Annotated in this window: 14 protein-coding genes; 2 read left to right on the forward strand and 12 right to left on the reverse strand. The window is 45.2% G+C overall.

Annotated elements, in window-relative coordinates; genetic code table 11:
- Nucleotides 1-264, forward strand: a 264-nt coding sequence (locus tag VMW01_04595) for a hypothetical protein (GenBank protein ID HUW05519.1), incomplete at its 5' end; no start/stop codon positions are given.
- A gap of 244 nt (nucleotides 265-508) precedes the next feature.
- On the opposite strand, the gene VMW01_04600 is transcribed toward VMW01_04595, so the two are convergent.
- Nucleotides 509-1,771, reverse strand: coding sequence for an alpha/beta hydrolase (locus VMW01_04600; protein HUW05520.1), 1,263 nt, complete (start codon nucleotides 1,769-1,771; stop codon nucleotides 509-511).
- Nucleotides 1,772-2,005: 234 nt separating this feature from the next.
- Here VMW01_04600 and VMW01_04605 point away from each other — a divergent pair, with 234 nt between their 5' ends.
- On the forward strand, nucleotides 2,006-2,734 hold the full coding sequence (locus tag VMW01_04605; protein HUW05521.1) for a DUF6629 family protein: 729 nt from the start codon (nucleotides 2,006-2,008) through the stop codon (nucleotides 2,732-2,734).
- 481 nt (nucleotides 2,735-3,215) lie between these two features.
- On the opposite strand, the gene fumC is transcribed toward VMW01_04605, so the two are convergent.
- The 11 genes from fumC to amrB all read right to left on the reverse strand — a co-directional run bounded on the left by fumC (nucleotide 3,216) and on the right by amrB (nucleotide 14,551).
- Nucleotides 3,216-4,610, reverse strand: a complete 1,395-nt coding sequence (fumC, locus tag VMW01_04610; protein HUW05522.1) for a class II fumarate hydratase — start codon at nucleotides 4,608-4,610, stop codon at nucleotides 3,216-3,218.
- Between the two features lie 60 nt (nucleotides 4,611-4,670).
- Nucleotides 4,671-5,030, reverse strand: a complete 360-nt coding sequence (locus VMW01_04615; protein HUW05523.1) for an arsenate reductase family protein — start codon at nucleotides 5,028-5,030, stop codon at nucleotides 4,671-4,673.
- 3 nt (nucleotides 5,031-5,033) lie between these two features.
- Complete coding sequence (gene prfB / locus VMW01_04620) at nucleotides 5,034-6,080, reverse strand: peptide chain release factor 2 (protein HUW05524.1); 1,047 nt, start codon at nucleotides 6,078-6,080, stop codon at nucleotides 5,034-5,036.
- Between the two features lie 275 nt (nucleotides 6,081-6,355).
- A complete protein-coding gene (locus VMW01_04625; protein HUW05525.1) occupies nucleotides 6,356-7,123 on the reverse strand; it encodes an energy transducer TonB in 768 nt (255 codons plus the stop codon).
- A 19-nt stretch (nucleotides 7,124-7,142) separates the two neighbouring features.
- Complete coding sequence (locus VMW01_04630) at nucleotides 7,143-7,805, reverse strand: biopolymer transporter ExbD (protein ID HUW05526.1); 663 nt, start codon at nucleotides 7,803-7,805, stop codon at nucleotides 7,143-7,145.
- A gap of 1 nt (nucleotide 7,806) precedes the next feature.
- Nucleotides 7,807-8,436, reverse strand: a complete 630-nt coding sequence (locus VMW01_04635) for a biopolymer transporter ExbD (GenBank protein HUW05527.1) — start codon at nucleotides 8,434-8,436, stop codon at nucleotides 7,807-7,809.
- Nucleotides 8,437-8,478: 42 nt separating this feature from the next.
- The gene (locus tag VMW01_04640) at nucleotides 8,479-9,294 is read right to left on the reverse strand and encodes a MotA/TolQ/ExbB proton channel family protein (protein HUW05528.1); all 816 of its coding nucleotides are present in this window, start codon (nucleotides 9,292-9,294) and stop codon (nucleotides 8,479-8,481) included.
- 377 nt (nucleotides 9,295-9,671) lie between these two features.
- Nucleotides 9,672-11,870 (reverse strand): tetratricopeptide repeat protein, encoded by a 2,199-nt coding sequence (locus VMW01_04645; protein HUW05529.1) that lies wholly within the window; start codon nucleotides 11,868-11,870, stop codon nucleotides 9,672-9,674.
- 24 nt (nucleotides 11,871-11,894) lie between these two features.
- Nucleotides 11,895-12,842: a substrate-binding domain-containing protein gene (locus tag VMW01_04650; protein HUW05530.1), complete on the reverse strand. Its 948-nt coding sequence runs from the start codon at nucleotides 12,840-12,842 to the stop codon at nucleotides 11,895-11,897.
- Nucleotides 12,843-13,048: 206 nt separating this feature from the next.
- Nucleotides 13,049-13,288 carry a hypothetical protein gene (locus VMW01_04655; protein HUW05531.1) on the reverse strand — a complete coding sequence of 80 codons (240 nt, stop codon included), beginning with the start codon at nucleotides 13,286-13,288 and terminating at the stop codon, nucleotides 13,049-13,051.
- A 177-nt stretch (nucleotides 13,289-13,465) separates the two neighbouring features.
- Entirely contained in the window at nucleotides 13,466-14,551 is a 1,086-nt protein-coding gene (gene amrB, locus VMW01_04660; GenBank protein HUW05532.1) for an AmmeMemoRadiSam system protein B, read from the reverse strand.
- Nucleotides 14,552-14,559: the final 8 nt, after the last annotated feature.

The raw sequence follows: 14,559 nt of genomic DNA on the forward strand, positions 1-14,559 counted from the left end.
CGGCAGACATCGAAGGAAGTTCGGCAAAGAGGGGAGGCTTCGGGCAATCATCGAAGGAAGTCTGACAAAGAAGGGAGGCCACCGGACAAGCATCGAAGGAGGTTTGGCAGAAAAGGGAGGCTTCCGGCAGAGATCGAAGGAGATTCGGCAGAGAAGGGAGGCCTCAGGACAGACATCGAAGGAGGTTCGGCAAAGAAGGGAGGCTTCCGGCAGACATCGAAGGCAACTCGGCAGAAAAGGGAGGCCACCGAACAAGCATCGTAGCTTGTCTTGAGTACCAATGCGACCTACTGTCTATAACCTACAGCCTTATTTAGTAATTGGCTACAGGGTTACAGCTGACCATAAATTGCCTGCCTTGGCAAATTCGTCAGCGGACATTCTCCTTTCTACCTTTACAGTAAAGGTGAAGTGGGGGTGTTTCGGCCCACCCCCTGGTAAGCCTAGCAGATCGATTAATGCAGGTGATTGCCCTTAAGCAATGGCCTGCATCTCCAATGGTCAACTTTTAGGGAGTTGTTGTTTTTTCCTTTTGAATTTTAGCGCAGTCTAGTAACGCCAGCTTTATGCTTGAAATCACCAATTCAGGATCGTCTAGCTGAACGAAGTGTCCCGATTGTGCACTGTAGAAAAACTTCCCGTATTTCAACGGATTTATGAGCTCGAGCCAACGCTTCATCTTGAGGTTGTTGTCGATTCTAAACATCTTGACTCTATCGTAAATTGTTGGCTTTTCATTCGTCGATGAAGGATACCCTCCCGCTTTGATAAAGTGTACCGGGACATCTGGCAACGGATTGCGCACACACTCTTCAAACTCCGTAGCATATAGTGCTCTCAAAACCTTCAGCTCCTCAACATAAAAGTTGGGCATATCTTCATAGAGCTTCGCAACAAAATTGCTGTAGGTTTTGCCAAAAATTGAGTCAATCTGATGCTGAGTAAGGCCTATTTCAAGGTATGGCAGATCGCCGTATCCCTTTTTCTGGGTAAAATCAACTGGGTCAACAAAAACAAGACCTGCCACCTCCTCGGGATAGCGGGAGGCAAAGCTTCTTATGTATGCACCGCCAAAAGAGTGTGAAACCAGCAGGTAGGGTGGCTTCAATCCTTTTTGTAGAAGCATTTCTCTTAGATTGCTGTTGATGTGCTCGGTTGTTGGGGACAGGCTGTCGTTTTCAGATTCACCTAGTCTGGGGCGGTTGTACCGAAACACTACATTCGTTTTAGCAATCGCCTTAGCCACGCTATCCCAGCTGTTAAAACTGCCTGCCAATCCATTTTCAAATACAACTACCGGTTTATCTGCGCTATTGTTTTCCATTCCTGCTATTAGCACCTCCACTTTGAATCCATTTATGGTAACAAAGTCAATGCTAGCGTAGGCTTTGTCCTTGTTTGCTTTAACGGCCTCCAGTATGGACTGCCATCTTTTATCGGTGTAAAGCGATTTAAAGTCGGGGTCTCCCTTTATATGCCCATAGTCAACGTAATTCATTGAGGTTGCAATACAATTTAAGTGGGCGAATGCACTGTCGGGATTGTTTGCTAAAGCCCACGAGCAGGCGGCGTTGTAGCGGTCGTTCAGTGTTCCTTTCCATCCGTTCGTCTTAAAGGCATCGGAGTAGGTGAGTGCCGATTTTTCGTAGTCTTTAGCATTGTAAAGTTCGGATGCTTTTTTTACCAAGTCCGCGTAGCTTGTGGACACCTTCTGTCCGAATAGTGAGCTTGCAGCAATGGCAAGGCTTAAGAATAGTGCTGTTGTTTTCATATGTCTTACTGCGTATGGGTTTTTCAATTTGCTGCTGGTTAGTTTATCTGTTTGAGCAGCATAGTATTTACTCAAGAAAGGTAATCTTTTTTCACTATCCAATAGTTGCTTTTGCAAAGTAATCTCTGTTGGGAAATATTAATAAATCCAAATTGCTGGTTATTTAGATGTATCTTACCAAAACGAAGTTTTTGTTATCGGTTCTTTGCAGCAACGTATAGAGAGGATGTCATCATGTGTTTTTCGGCTGAGGCAAGTTTTGCAGGAGGTATTATTCTTTCGGCCGTTGGGGCTGCTACGATTCAAAAAATCCACAAGCCATCGCAGATTATCTTTGCCGCTATTCCCCTGTTTTTTGGTGTGCAGCAAATTGCGGAGGGCATCGTATGGTTGGTCATTCCACTTACTGGGTATGCAGCCGTTCAGATGGTTTTTTCCTATGTTTTTCTGGTAATGGCCGAGGTAATCTGGCCCTCGCTCATTGCGCTCTCTGTCCTCTTCATGGAGGAGGATGCTCGCCGCCGCCGAACGCTCTGGGTTCTGCTTGGGCTAGGAATGGTAGTTTCGCTCTACTATGCCGTATGCCTCTTAACCTTTAATGTCGCCCCAACCATTGAGGGCCATCACATATACTACCATACCGATTTTCCAAAGATGTTTGCCTTACCTGCCTTTATTGCCTACCTCATTGCAACCATCACCCCGCTCTTTGCCTCCAGCATTAAGCGAACGCATCTGCTGGGTGGCCTAATGTTCTTCTCGTGCTTGGTTACCGTGCTCTTTTTTACCCAATACCTTATTTCGGTGTGGTGCTTCTTTGCTGCCGTGATTAGCGCGGTGGTATACTGGATACTGAGTGATTCCAAAAAGGCCTTTAAGCTCGAGAACATGAGGCTGCTAGCTGAGAGACTCAAGGTTCCCATTAGGGGAAAAGGTGAGAGGGAACGAAAAGCTGACGAGTGACAAAAAAGAGTCAGAAGACGGGAGTCGGAAGACCGAAGATGTGCTCTAGCAATCTTTTGGCAAGAAAAAACTTACGATCTATACAGCTAATTACCTGTCAAGTGACAAAAAAGTGACAAGGTTACGGGTTTTCGTGAGTTTCAGCGGGGTGAAATGTTTATAGCCCATGGCTTTAGCCATGGGTCAGAGGTCTCCGCTAGCGAGGGCGGAAATCGGAAAACCGAAGAAAAACATAGCCTTTAGAATAATGTTTGACTAGCGAGCACCTCCCACTTTTAGGGTGAGGTTGGAGGGGGTCAAGCACAGGAAAATAGAAAACAATGAGCTGATCAAAGTAAGAAGCTGTAACGCTCTTTTCTACAGCCTTAATTTCTCAGTGTAACACAGTGAATCCCCCGTGCTACTCTGTGTAACTACGGTCGGTATTAGAAGTTAAAAAAAGCCGGCACTACACCGGCTTCTTTGTTTTGAGAGGGTATTGCTAGAGCGACCCAACCATCTTGGAGGGGTCTACCCACTTGTCGAAATCTTCGGGTGCAACAAAGCCCAGCTCGGCAGCAGCCTCCTTCAGCGTCTTGTTCTCCTTGTGCGCCTTCTTGGCAATCTTGGCAGCCTTCTCGTATCCAATATGGGTGTTGAGGGCGGTTACCAGCATCAGGGAGTTTTCCAGGTGCTTCTGAATGGTGGGGATGTTGGGAAGTAAACCCACGGCGCACTTCTCGTTAAACGACATGCAGGCATCGCCCAGTAGCCGAGCCGACTGAAGCACGTTGGCGGCAATCAGGGGCTTGAACACGTTGAGCTCGAACTGGCCCATGGTGCCACCCATGGTTACGGCCATGTCGTTACCTATCACTTGGGCACATACCATGGTGAGCGCTTCGGGCTGGGTGGGGTTCACCTTACCTGGCATAATGGAGGAGCCCGGCTCGTTGTCGGGAATAATAATTTCACCAATGCCGCAGCGCGGGCCGGAGCTCAGCATGCGGATGTCGTTGGCCATCTTGAACAGCGAAACGGCAGCGCGCTTAAGCGCACCGCTCAGCTCCACCATGGCATCGTGGGAGGCCAGTGCTTCAAACTTGTTGGGTGCAGTAACAAAGGGATGTCCAGTGAGGTTGGCAATCTTCTTTGCCACCAGCACGTCGTAGCCTTTTGGAGTGTTGAGCCCTGTTCCAACGGCGGTTCCACCCAGTGCCAGCTCGCGCACCATCTCAACGGCGTTTTTAATGGCACGAATGGAGTTGTCAATCTGCTGCACGTAGCCCGAGAACTCCTGTCCCAACGTAAGCGGGGTGGCGTCCATAAAGTGGGTTCGACCAGTTTTTACAATGCCCATAAACTCCTTCGACTTCTGGGCCATTGTTTCGCGCAGCGTGAGCATACCCGGAATGGTAACCTCCATAGCCATTTTGTAGGCAGCAATGTGCATAGCGGTGGGGAAGGTGTCGTTGCTCGACTGCGACTTGTTTACGTCGTCGTTGGGGTGTAAAACCTTCTTCTCGTCGGTGAGGCTGCCACCGGTGAGCACATGGGCACGGTTGGCAATTACCTCATTCACGTTCATGTTGCTTTGCGTGCCCGAGCCCGTTTGCCAAATTACAAGTGGAAATTGGTCGTAGAGCTTGCCTTCCAGAATTTCGTCGCACACGCGGCCAATGAGGTCGCACTTCTCCTTTGGGAGAACACCTAGGTCGGTGTTGGCCTGTGCTGCTGCCTTTTTCAGGTAGGCAAAGGCAGTGATAATTTCCCGTGGCATGCTGGCCTCGGGACCTATCTTGAAGTTGTTCCTCGAACGCTCCGTTTGCGCGCCCCAATATTTGTCGGCGGGGACATTAACCTCGCCCATGGTATCCTTCTCAATTCGATAGCTCATGGTGCTTAATTTTTTAGTGGTTACTATTTGTGTTGTCGAAGTTCTCTTTAATGTTGCCCACTAGTGGTCGCATACCTCCTTAAGCCGTTCCACCTCCTCCGGTGGATCGGCAATCACCGCCTTGTACTTGCACTCCACAATGGGCCGCTGGATGAGTTTGGGGTTTTCGAGCAGAATGGTAATCCACTCGTCGTCGTTGAACTTTTTCCCCTTTAGCTCCTTCCGGTAGTAGTCTTCCTGCGTTCTTACAATTTGCTCAGGCTTTAGGTGAAGCTTCATGAGCAGCCGCGATAGCTCTTCGCGGGTGAGCGGCTGCTTGAGGTAGTCCCTAATTTCAACTTCAATGCCTTTTTGAACAAGGTAGTCGAGCCCAGCTCGGCTTTTCTTGCATCGCGAATTATGGTAAATCTTTACGGCCATTTCTTATTCTTTTTTGTTTATCTCTCCACCCATTTGCATAAGGAAGGACTTGATGAAATCGTTGAGGTCGCCGTCGAGCACCTCCTGCACGTTCGATGTTTCATAGCCTGTGCGGAGGTCTTTTACCATTTTGTAGGGGTGAAGCACGTAGCTGCGAATTTGGGAACCCCACTCAATCTTCTTCTTTTGCCCCTCTATCTCCGCCTGCTTCTCCATGCGCTTGCGCAGCTCCAGCTCGTAGAGGTGTGACTTCAGAATACGCAAGGCGTTCTCCTTATTTTGCAGTTGCGAGCGAGTTTCGGTATTTTCAATCACAATCCCAGTTGGTATGTGGTGTAGCCGAACGCCCGTTTCTACCTTGTTCACATTCTGTCCACCAGCGCCACTTGAGCGGTAGGTGTCCCACTTCAGATCACCTGCATTCACATTTATTTCAATGGTGTTGTCCACCGCGGGTGAAACAAACACGGAGGCAAAGGTGGTGTGCCGTCGAGCTGCTGCGTCGAAGGGGGAGATGCGAACCAGCCTATGAACGCCGTTTTCGCTCTTGAGGTATCCGTAGGCGAAGTCGCCCACAAATTCGATGGTTGCGCTTTTAATACCCGCCTCCTCACCCGGTTGCAGGTCTATGATTTTTATGGTGTAGTTATTCCGTTCGCCCCAGCGAGTATACATACGAAAAAGGATGGAGGTCCAATCTAGGCTCTCAGTTCCACCGGCACCGGAGTTTATCTTCATAATGGCACCCAGCTTATCCTCCTCGGCACCCAGCATGTTTTTCATCTCCAACTCCTCAACTTTGGTGAGGGCGTAGGCATACTGAACCTCGAGATCCTCCTCAGTGGCTTCGCCCTCCTTTTGGAAGGTGGCAATCACCTGCAGGTCATCGAGCGAGGCGGTAATGGCATCGAAGGCTGTAATCCATGCCTTCAGGGTAGCATTCTTTTTTAGCTGCTCCTCTGCCTTCTTGGGGTCGTCCCAAAAGTTGGGAGCATGGGTTTTTTGCTCCTCTTCATCCAGCTGAATACGTTTGCTAGCGATGTCAAAGATGCCTCCTCAGCGCATCCTGGCGCCTTATAAGTTCCTTAATCTGTTCTGTGGTAATCATTCCAAATAGTTTAGATAGCAAAGGTAGTGAAAAGCAGAGTAGGGGGCAAGGTGGTTTGGTACCATTCTTTTATGATTTATCGAGGCCACCCATGTTGAGCCGCGAATCGTTTGATGTAAAATTGTTTAAAATGGTCAATGGCAGTTTATTGATTTAAAGTACGAAAAAAAAGACCGTCGAGCAGTCTCTGACGGTCTTTTAATATAAGAATGGGATCTTACTGTAATTGGAATACGATAGGAATGGTGAACGATACACGTACCGCCTTTCCACGTTGCTTCCCTGGAGACCATTTAGGTGAATTTTCAATTGCCCTAACAGCTTCCTTATCAAGTGATGGGTCAACTCCACGTAAAACTTTTACATTCGATACCTTGCCAGTTGGCTCAACGATAAACGAAATATAAACTTTTCCTTGGATACCGTTTTCCTGTGCGACTTCGGGGTAAACCAAACTTTTTTGAATGAAGTTTCTGAAGCCGCTAATATCGCCTCCCTGGAAGGTAGGTGCCTCTTCTACAACGTAGAATACCTGTTCCTCCTTTGGTTGGTCAATTTCTACAGGAGGTGCGACGGGTTTGTTAACGTCTTGGTCCTTAATAAGATTTTTAGCTTCATCACCTGTAGCTAAGGTGGGGCCTTTAACCTTTATAGAATCTACCACAACTGGCGCCACAAACTTCACCTGAGCTTGCGCTTGGGCTGGAGGAGGTGGAGGAGGTGGTGGTGGAACATCAATAGGTTGGTCCAGCTTATCCATGGTAGCCTGAACCACCTTTTCCACCTTAATCTTTCTATTATGGTTAACGGTGGCCAGAATGTAAGGAGTAATAACGGCTATACTAAGAATGATTATTCCCACCATTATCGCCCAAAGCATTGTTCTATTGTACTTTTTGCGAATTACGTAAGCCCCATACTCCTTATTCCGATTCTCAAAGACCAAATCGTCCATGGACGGAACAAATTTTATCTCATTTTCCATGATGGTTAGTTTATGGGCTTTACTTTGTGGGAACTGGTGTAGCAGCAGTTTGTCCTTGCGTTGCTGATTTAAGCATTCCTACCTCAACGTAGTTAATATCTACCAACGCGTAGCGTGCAATACCACATATCGACATTTCGTCAATGATATCCACAACGTTAGCATATCGCGCCTCCTTGGATGCTTTTATGAGCACAATGGGGCCAGTGTCGTCCTCCTTTTTCAGCTTTCTAATGGCAGACTGAACGGAGTCTCGTGGGATCTCAATCTTTCCTGTTAGAACATCACTCTTAAACTGGTCTATCTTTCTAAAAAGAGCTTGATTTCTTTCGAGAAGGATTTGACGAATACCCTTGTCGCTATAGTCCGTTTCTTGGAGAATGGGCAATGGTAACTTTCTAGGATCAGCTTTTCCTGGGTACCAATAAACTTTATCGTGCGGTCCCAATATGATGTTTAGGGTTCTGCTTTCTGCAATCTTAGGTGGGTCGACGTTTTTTGTCAACTTTTCCGGCAATACAATCTCCATTACTTTGGATTTGCTGAAAGCGGTGGTGAGCATGAAAAAAGTAATCAGCAAGCACATCAAGTCCACCATCGGGGTCATGTCGATGTTTACTGAGTGCTTTTTGGGTTTTTTCTTGCCACCCTCTTGTTTTTCCTCTTGAACAATTTCAGCCATATTACTGGGCGTTTTCTTTTACTTCCACCTTTTCAAGATTCGTAATCAGATTAAATCTGTTAACATTCTTGTCCTGAAGAATATCCAGTACCTTTTTTACCAAGGGGAAGGTGGCATCACCATCACCCTTAATACAGGTCTGAACATCGGGGTTGATCTGCCTTGTATAAAGAATCCACATGGCCAACTGGTCGTCAGTTGAGTCAATGGGCATTCCTGTTTGCAGAGCCTGCCTTTCTTTAGGATTATCAGCGTCGAGGTATTTCTTCATGTTGGACATGGAAACACCGAACGAGCCGGGGTTTTTTTCAAAATTTTCCACCTCCTCTTGGGTGAAGGGAACATTATAATGTTTACCCATCGCCATCAATAACTTTGCTCTAAAGTGCTGTGAAGTATCACCGTTGTCAACGGTGAAAAAAACTCGGTCATCTTTCGAGAGCACTACGGTCATATAATCCTTATCCGGAGCTGTTTTCTCTGATATTGAGAGGGGGATGTCGACAGGAGCTGGTTCTTGGGGACGAATTGTTGCTGTTAACATAAAAAAGGTTAACAACAGCGAAAACAAGTCCACCATTGGAGTCATGTCGACGTGAGGTGATTTTGTTGGTAATTTGATCTTTGGCATGCTTTAATTTTTAGAGTTTAAGCCAAAAGATAAATCTTCTGATTATTTCTTGAGCGATGCTGCAAATGTCTGAGTCAAGCTAAAGCCAACCTCATCGATACGGAATGTATAGCCATCAATTTTTGTTGAGAAGTAGTTATACATAATAATTGCGATGGTGGAGCCTGTGATACCAAATGCAGTGTTGATAAGAGCCTCGGAAATACCAGTTGCCAAAGCCAATGCGTCTGGTGCACCGGATGAAGCAAGAGCGGCAAATGCACGGATCATACCCAATACTGTTCCAATAAGACCGATAAGCACGGAGATGGAGGCTAGAGTTGAGAAAATAACCATGTTCTTAGAGAGCATTGGAATTTCAAGAGCTGTTGCCTCTTCTAGTGATTTTTGAATTGATAGAATTTTTTGATCTTTTTCTAATGCAGTATCCGACTGAAGGTCTCTGTAACGGATTAATCCTGCGTGAACCACATTGGCTAACGAGCCTTTTTGCTCATCGCATGCCACTAAAGCATCCTCGATCTTGTTCTCATTCAGCATTCCCTGAAGTTTCCGAACAAAGGTGGTAAGCCTTCCTTTTCCTTTTGCTCTTCCAAGGGTGATAAATCGCTCAAATGTAAAAATAACTAGTGTAAGAACGATGGTCATTAACAGTGGCACAATGTACCCCCCCTTGTAAATAATTCCTAGATAGTCTCCAGGTAGCGGCTGTCCCTTGGGGTTTCCACCTTCAAAATTTGTAGGGCTTCCCATAACTTGAAAATAGAGGTAGAGGGAAACCAAAAGAGCAATAATAATTGCTCCAGAAACGAAAATTGATTGCAATGCATCTTTTAATGCACTTCCTTGTTTATTCATAGTCGTAATATTAGTTTTGACTAAGGTTAACTACGGCACAAATATATATGTTGAGAGAATATCTTTTGCAAGGTAGGCAAAATATTTTTTGTTGTTGATACACTGCTAATTGCTCTGCTCTGATTTTCCCTAAGAGATGCTATTAATTAAGAATAAAAATATGTGTGTTTTAGGCAGAGATAAAAGCAAGTAGCCCTTTTTTGCAATCGATGATTCAACGAAATTGTTGAGGACCGTCGGTTACGAAATAGTTCAAGAAAACATCGTTTTTTTTGGTTGCTGCAGAACTTATTTTTTCTGCTGCACCAAATTAGGCTGCAAAAAAAGCAAGGTTGCCTTTTGGACAACCTTGCTTTTGTAATGTGTTTTATGACAACTTATTGGAGCGTAATGTTGTACGTTCGAGCTTTTGTAATGGTCACCTCTTTGCTAGTAAACCCTTTTGCCGAAACAATTAGTGTGGTTGATCCCTCCGGAATTTCAAAGGAGAATTCGCCCTTCAGGCCTGTAAGCGTTTCTGCAGCAGTGTCCTTTACGCGAACCGATGCGCTTGGTATCGGCTGACCCGAGGCGCTTTTAACTACCCCAGTAAGCAAATTGGGATTAAGGGCTTGTTTCCTACTAATTGCATACTTAACAGCCTGAATGAGTGCTTTCGCATTTTCGTTTGAAGGATCAAGAGATAACGCACTGTTGCAGCACTCCAACGCTTTGTCGTAGTTTCCCTGCTGATAATACAAGGTAGCAAGGTTGTTGTAACCGTTGACCTGGTAGTCCTTGTTATTTGGAGCAAGGTTGAGCATCATGGTGTAGTAGGCCTTCGATTTTTCGTAATCCTTGTTGAGCAAGTAGTAATATCCCATGTAGCGGTATGCGTTGAAAATCTCAGCGGCATTTTTCACGCTATCTACCCTTCCTTTTTCAATTACCATTTGGAATTTTGGTAAGGCCAACCCTGACTTGGAATCGGGATCCATTGAAGAGCATGTATTTGCTAGCCAAACGTAGCCGGAAAGTTCATCCGGGAATTTTGTGGTAACTTCGTTAAAGACGCTTTCTGCTTTTATGAAATTTTTGCCTAAATAGTAAAGCTTGCCAATCTGCAGATACTGCGAGGCATCACTTGCGTTTGCATTAAGCATTCCCTCAAACCCAGCTGCGGCTTGGTTATAGCGACCTAAGTTGTAGTTCGCCATGGCAATTTCTACTTCCAATCCCCTATTATTGGGTGTGAAAGCAAGGGCTTTGTTATAGGAATCGAATGCCTTGGTGAGTTGATCGTTGGCAGTTTTCAGCTGGGAGGTAACATTGCTGAGCTTTGAGGTTAGCGTATCAATCTGCGGTTTTACCTTATCCTTGCTTGAACCCGTTGCGGCATCATACTTTGCATTCACAGCTGCCAGCGATTGGCTTAACTGGGTTGAATCCTGCAGTAGTTTGGGGTAATTCTTGTTTTGGGCTATTAGGATTTTAGCATAGTATATGTAGTCCTTCTGAATAAGCCTTTCCTCTGGCATCTCCTTGAAGAGGGTGTTCATATACTTAAGCGCTAATGGTAAGTCTTGCGGAGTTTTATCAAAACAAGAGTATGCTGCAATACGGTTTAGGTATGTTCTTGATTGATCAACCTTGAAAATTTCTTCCACATTGGAAATTACCTTATCGTATTTTTTGGCATAGTAAAGAGAGTTCACATAGCTAACTTTTGCTGGAAGATTGCCGTTAGTGATTTCCAAGTATTTTTTGTAGTAAGTTTCGGATTTGTCGAACATACCAGCTAAGGAGTAGAGCTCACCTAGCTCACGATAAGCTGGAGCATAGTTGGCGTCTTGTGCGATTGCCTGCTCGTAGTAAGGAATGGCGGCTTGGAATGCCCTACTCTTCATGTAAATGGTGCCAATTTTCATGTTGGCAGTTGGCGAATTGGGCTCCAGATAGTTGGCCATATTGTAATTCTTTATGGAGGTAGAGGCATCTTTTGCATCAATGTAGATGTCACCTGCAATGATGAAGATGTCGGGATCTTTTGGATCAATAGCCTTGGCTTCCCTTATCAGCGGTAGGGCTAAAGTGGTGTCAACAGCATCGTTCTTGATGTAAGACTCGGCCAGCTTTGCCAACGCGAAGGCATAGCTTTTGGGATCGGCAATTTTGCTAACCTTTTTGTAGGGAGGCAGGTGCTTGTGTGCCCTAGCTCTATAGTTGGCTGCGGTTTGATCGTCGTCGAGGTAGAATGCCACCTTGGCTAAACCAATATAGTTTAAGGGGTTTAGGCTGTCGGCCTTAATACCCTTCTCAAACTGATCCTTTGCCAGCCCCATCGATACCTTGAGCGAGTTGGAAATGGTATCGGAGAAGTAACCACGAAGAATATTTTCACCATAGTAAAAGTAGTAGTTACTGTTGGTTGGTTCTTTTTGAACCAGCTGGTTGAAAATCTTTTCCGCTTCTTCATACTGCTCACTTTTTGTTAGGCCAATGGCAGTTTGAAGATCTTGTCCGAAGCTTGTGCTGCATGCTACGATGCTCAACAAGCCTGTAAATACAGATGCTAAATTAATCCGAATGCTACGCATAACATTTTCAATTAATGTCGAGAATTAGTGCTTAACTTGTATTAGACGAATGGGCATTGTTGCAGGGACTAACCCCGATTTAAGGATAATTCTTTGTCCCTGATCACCCGCAACCCATGAAATAAATCCTGAACCCAAACCCACAAACGTTTCCCTTGAAATGAGGTAAACCTCTCTGATAAATGGGTATGATTTGTCATAAATGGAGCCCTGGTAGGGCCGGTAGAAAGAGTCGTTGTCGTATGGCTGAGAAACGGCAACCACGTTAACACGGTCGATAAAACTTCGTGCAATGGAGTCATGCTGGTTACTTATCCAGTTAACGCTTATAATTCCCATGGCACTCTTATTTCGAGCGATAAAATTAATCACCTGCTCGTTGGTTTGCATGGCGTAAAAGTTGTCAGGCAAGCTGTCGGTAATGTTGAACTTTTCTTTGAAATACCTTACATTACTCGATTTGGTGTTGTCGAATACCACGCCAATTTTCCCAAGCCTCGATTTTGGGTTAATCTGGCTCCACTGCTTAATTTTACCGAGAAAAATATCCTGAATGCTCTTGTATTCCATAAGCGTATCACTGTTGGCTTTGTTGATAATCAATGCAACGGCATCATCTGCAAATGTGGTAGTTCTTACAACAATTTGGGTATCCCTTAGGTATTGAATTTGAAGATCGGTAAGTTTCTTGTTCGCCACAATTACCTGCACCGAGTCGTTCATGAAGTCGTTAATAACGTCCACTTCCGGTTTGTAAGAAGGGGTTATTTTAGCATAGGGATATAGGCTTGTAAATGTTGCTATTTCAGCATCAATTATAGGCTGATACGATTCATCTGCCGTTATTTTAATATTTCCACGGGTGGGTGTTTCATCGTAAGTCTTGTTTGACCCCGAATGACATGCGTTTATCATCAGCAGCAATGCTGATGCTATTCCGGCCTTTACTATTGTTTTAACAAGCAAGTTCATTGTGTCGAGTTATGAGGTTGAAAGTCATGGAATAAGTGCAGCAATATTAAAAAAAAATCATATACGTTATACGTCCACCATCATTATGTTATTTCACCACTACATCAAAATAATTATTTTCTCTTTTATGTTTTCACCATTTTCCCAAAATGATAATATTGGGAAATGGTCAGAATTTAGTGAGAAATTCCTTAAGATTGATCTGCTTACTCTTCCTCGTCTGATTCTGAGAAGAAGGAATCGCGGATTTTAATAAAAGATACGTATGCCCGATATAATCCATAAACCATAAAGGATACTCCAAATATTACCCTTATTGGTTTGTCAATATAACCAAAGGTGTCGGAAACGAGAAAATAGAATCCAATGCCTAGGTAAAAGAAGGTCATGAGCGAGCTGAAAATAGTCATTACTCGCTGGTACATCAATCTGGAAGTTGTTTTCATAGATAAATATTTTGATGCCGGTAAGTTAGTTTTTTCGGATTCAAAGGTAGTTGTTTGCATGGTTGTTGGTGTTGCAATTTCAGTTTCGTTGTTTAAAATATTGCTGCCATTTTGCTTCTGTCGTTAAAACAGACACCTCTATTAATATTCACAAGCCTATAAACCTAGCTGCATTTGTTATCGGTAACCTATGGCAGCGTATCCAACCCAGTGGTGAAGGTTTGCTATGGCAGTGGATCCCATGCGGAGATCCTTCACGGGTAGTGGCTTATGGTCGATGCTGTTGGCGTAGCCAATTAGCTCTCCGTTCAACTTTGCTTCTCCGGTAAGCTGTTGTAGTTGCAGGGCTGTTAACAATCCCATGGGAACGCTGTAGCGGCCGCACCAGGTCCATCGGTATTCGTGGTAGTCGGTGGGGTCAACAGTGTAGTCGAAGAATCTTTGTGCCCTTTCTGTGGTGAGGGTTCCGGTAAGTGAACTATCAATTATTACATGCTCATGCGCCACGGCCTTTTGGTACCCTAGGCTGTCGGTGCCGTAAGGTGCGTAATTTTTGCCACCCCAATCTTCGTCGCCGTAATGCACGGCATCGGTGGTAATTAGTAATGCTACGTCCTTGCCCCATTTGAGATTGTGCTTCTTCATCGATTGGTTTATTGCCTCAGCCAGTGGCTGGGCAATTTCTTGCATCCTCGAGAATGACATGTATGGAACAAGTATCGACACTATTTCAACATTGGGGTTGTAGTGCTGCAAAAAGGGAAGCATGGACTCCACAGAGTGTTCTACAGTTTGAAGGCTGTCGTGAACGAGGTAGGTGTTGTTGGGCAAGGCTTTCATAATCTCCTCCCTCAGTGGCGAAGGGTTAATATTTCCGTAGGGGCCATGCCAAGCAGGGTAGCTGTCGAATACCAACTTGTCGGCTAGGTTGAAATGTTTTGCCTTGTGGGCTACACCAAAGATGATTACGGTTTTTGCCTTAATGTTTTTTAATAGGGCAGGATAGAGCCACCCAACGTAGGTGTAGTCATCGTGCGGACAGATGGCTAGCCGCCATGCGGTAGTGCTGTCCATTCCAACCTTTAGGAGCTCGGAAGCGTAAGTTTCTTCGTTGCGTACAATCACCGAATCGGTTTGCCAATCCAGATGGGCAAAGCCAACGGTGTCTACAACGGGCCTTACATCTGCCAACGGTTTATCTTTTTTTGTACTACACGACATAAGTGCAAGTGTGGTAATTGCGATTACAGCCAATTGCTTCATTGGGTAAA

It is taken from the genome of Williamwhitmania sp. (genome assembly GCA_035529935.1).
In the GTDB taxonomy this organism is placed as follows: Bacteria; Bacteroidota; Bacteroidia; order Bacteroidales; family Williamwhitmaniaceae; genus Williamwhitmania.

What these genes read in the sequence shown, in the direction of transcription:
- VMW01_04600 (HUW05520.1), bottom strand. Translation starts at nt 1,771, where the DNA reads ATGAAAACAACAGCACTATTCTTAAGCCTTGCCATTGCTGCAAGCTCA.
- VMW01_04605 (HUW05521.1), top strand. Translation starts at nt 2,006, where the DNA reads ATGTGTTTTTCGGCTGAGGCAAGTTTTGCAGGAGGTATTATTCTTTCG.
- fumC (HUW05522.1), bottom strand. Translation starts at nt 4,610, where the DNA reads ATGAGCTATCGAATTGAGAAGGATACCATGGGCGAGGTTAATGTCCCC.
- VMW01_04615 (HUW05523.1), bottom strand. Translation starts at nt 5,030, where the DNA reads ATGGCCGTAAAGATTTACCATAATTCGCGATGCAAGAAAAGCCGAGCT.
- VMW01_04625 (HUW05525.1), bottom strand. Translation starts at nt 7,123, where the DNA reads ATGGAAAATGAGATAAAATTTGTTCCGTCCATGGACGATTTGGTCTTT.
- VMW01_04630 (HUW05526.1), bottom strand. Translation starts at nt 7,805, where the DNA reads ATGGCTGAAATTGTTCAAGAGGAAAAACAAGAGGGTGGCAAGAAAAAA.
- VMW01_04635 (HUW05527.1), bottom strand. Translation starts at nt 8,436, where the DNA reads ATGCCAAAGATCAAATTACCAACAAAATCACCTCACGTCGACATGACT.
- VMW01_04640 (HUW05528.1), bottom strand. Translation starts at nt 9,294, where the DNA reads ATGAATAAACAAGGAAGTGCATTAAAAGATGCATTGCAATCAATTTTC.
- VMW01_04645 (HUW05529.1), bottom strand. Translation starts at nt 11,870, where the DNA reads ATGCGTAGCATTCGGATTAATTTAGCATCTGTATTTACAGGCTTGTTG.
- VMW01_04650 (HUW05530.1), bottom strand. Translation starts at nt 12,842, where the DNA reads ATGAACTTGCTTGTTAAAACAATAGTAAAGGCCGGAATAGCATCAGCA.
- VMW01_04655 (HUW05531.1), bottom strand. Translation starts at nt 13,288, where the DNA reads ATGAAAACAACTTCCAGATTGATGTACCAGCGAGTAATGACTATTTTC.
- amrB (HUW05532.1), bottom strand. Translation starts at nt 14,551, where the DNA reads ATGAAGCAATTGGCTGTAATCGCAATTACCACACTTGCACTTATGTCG.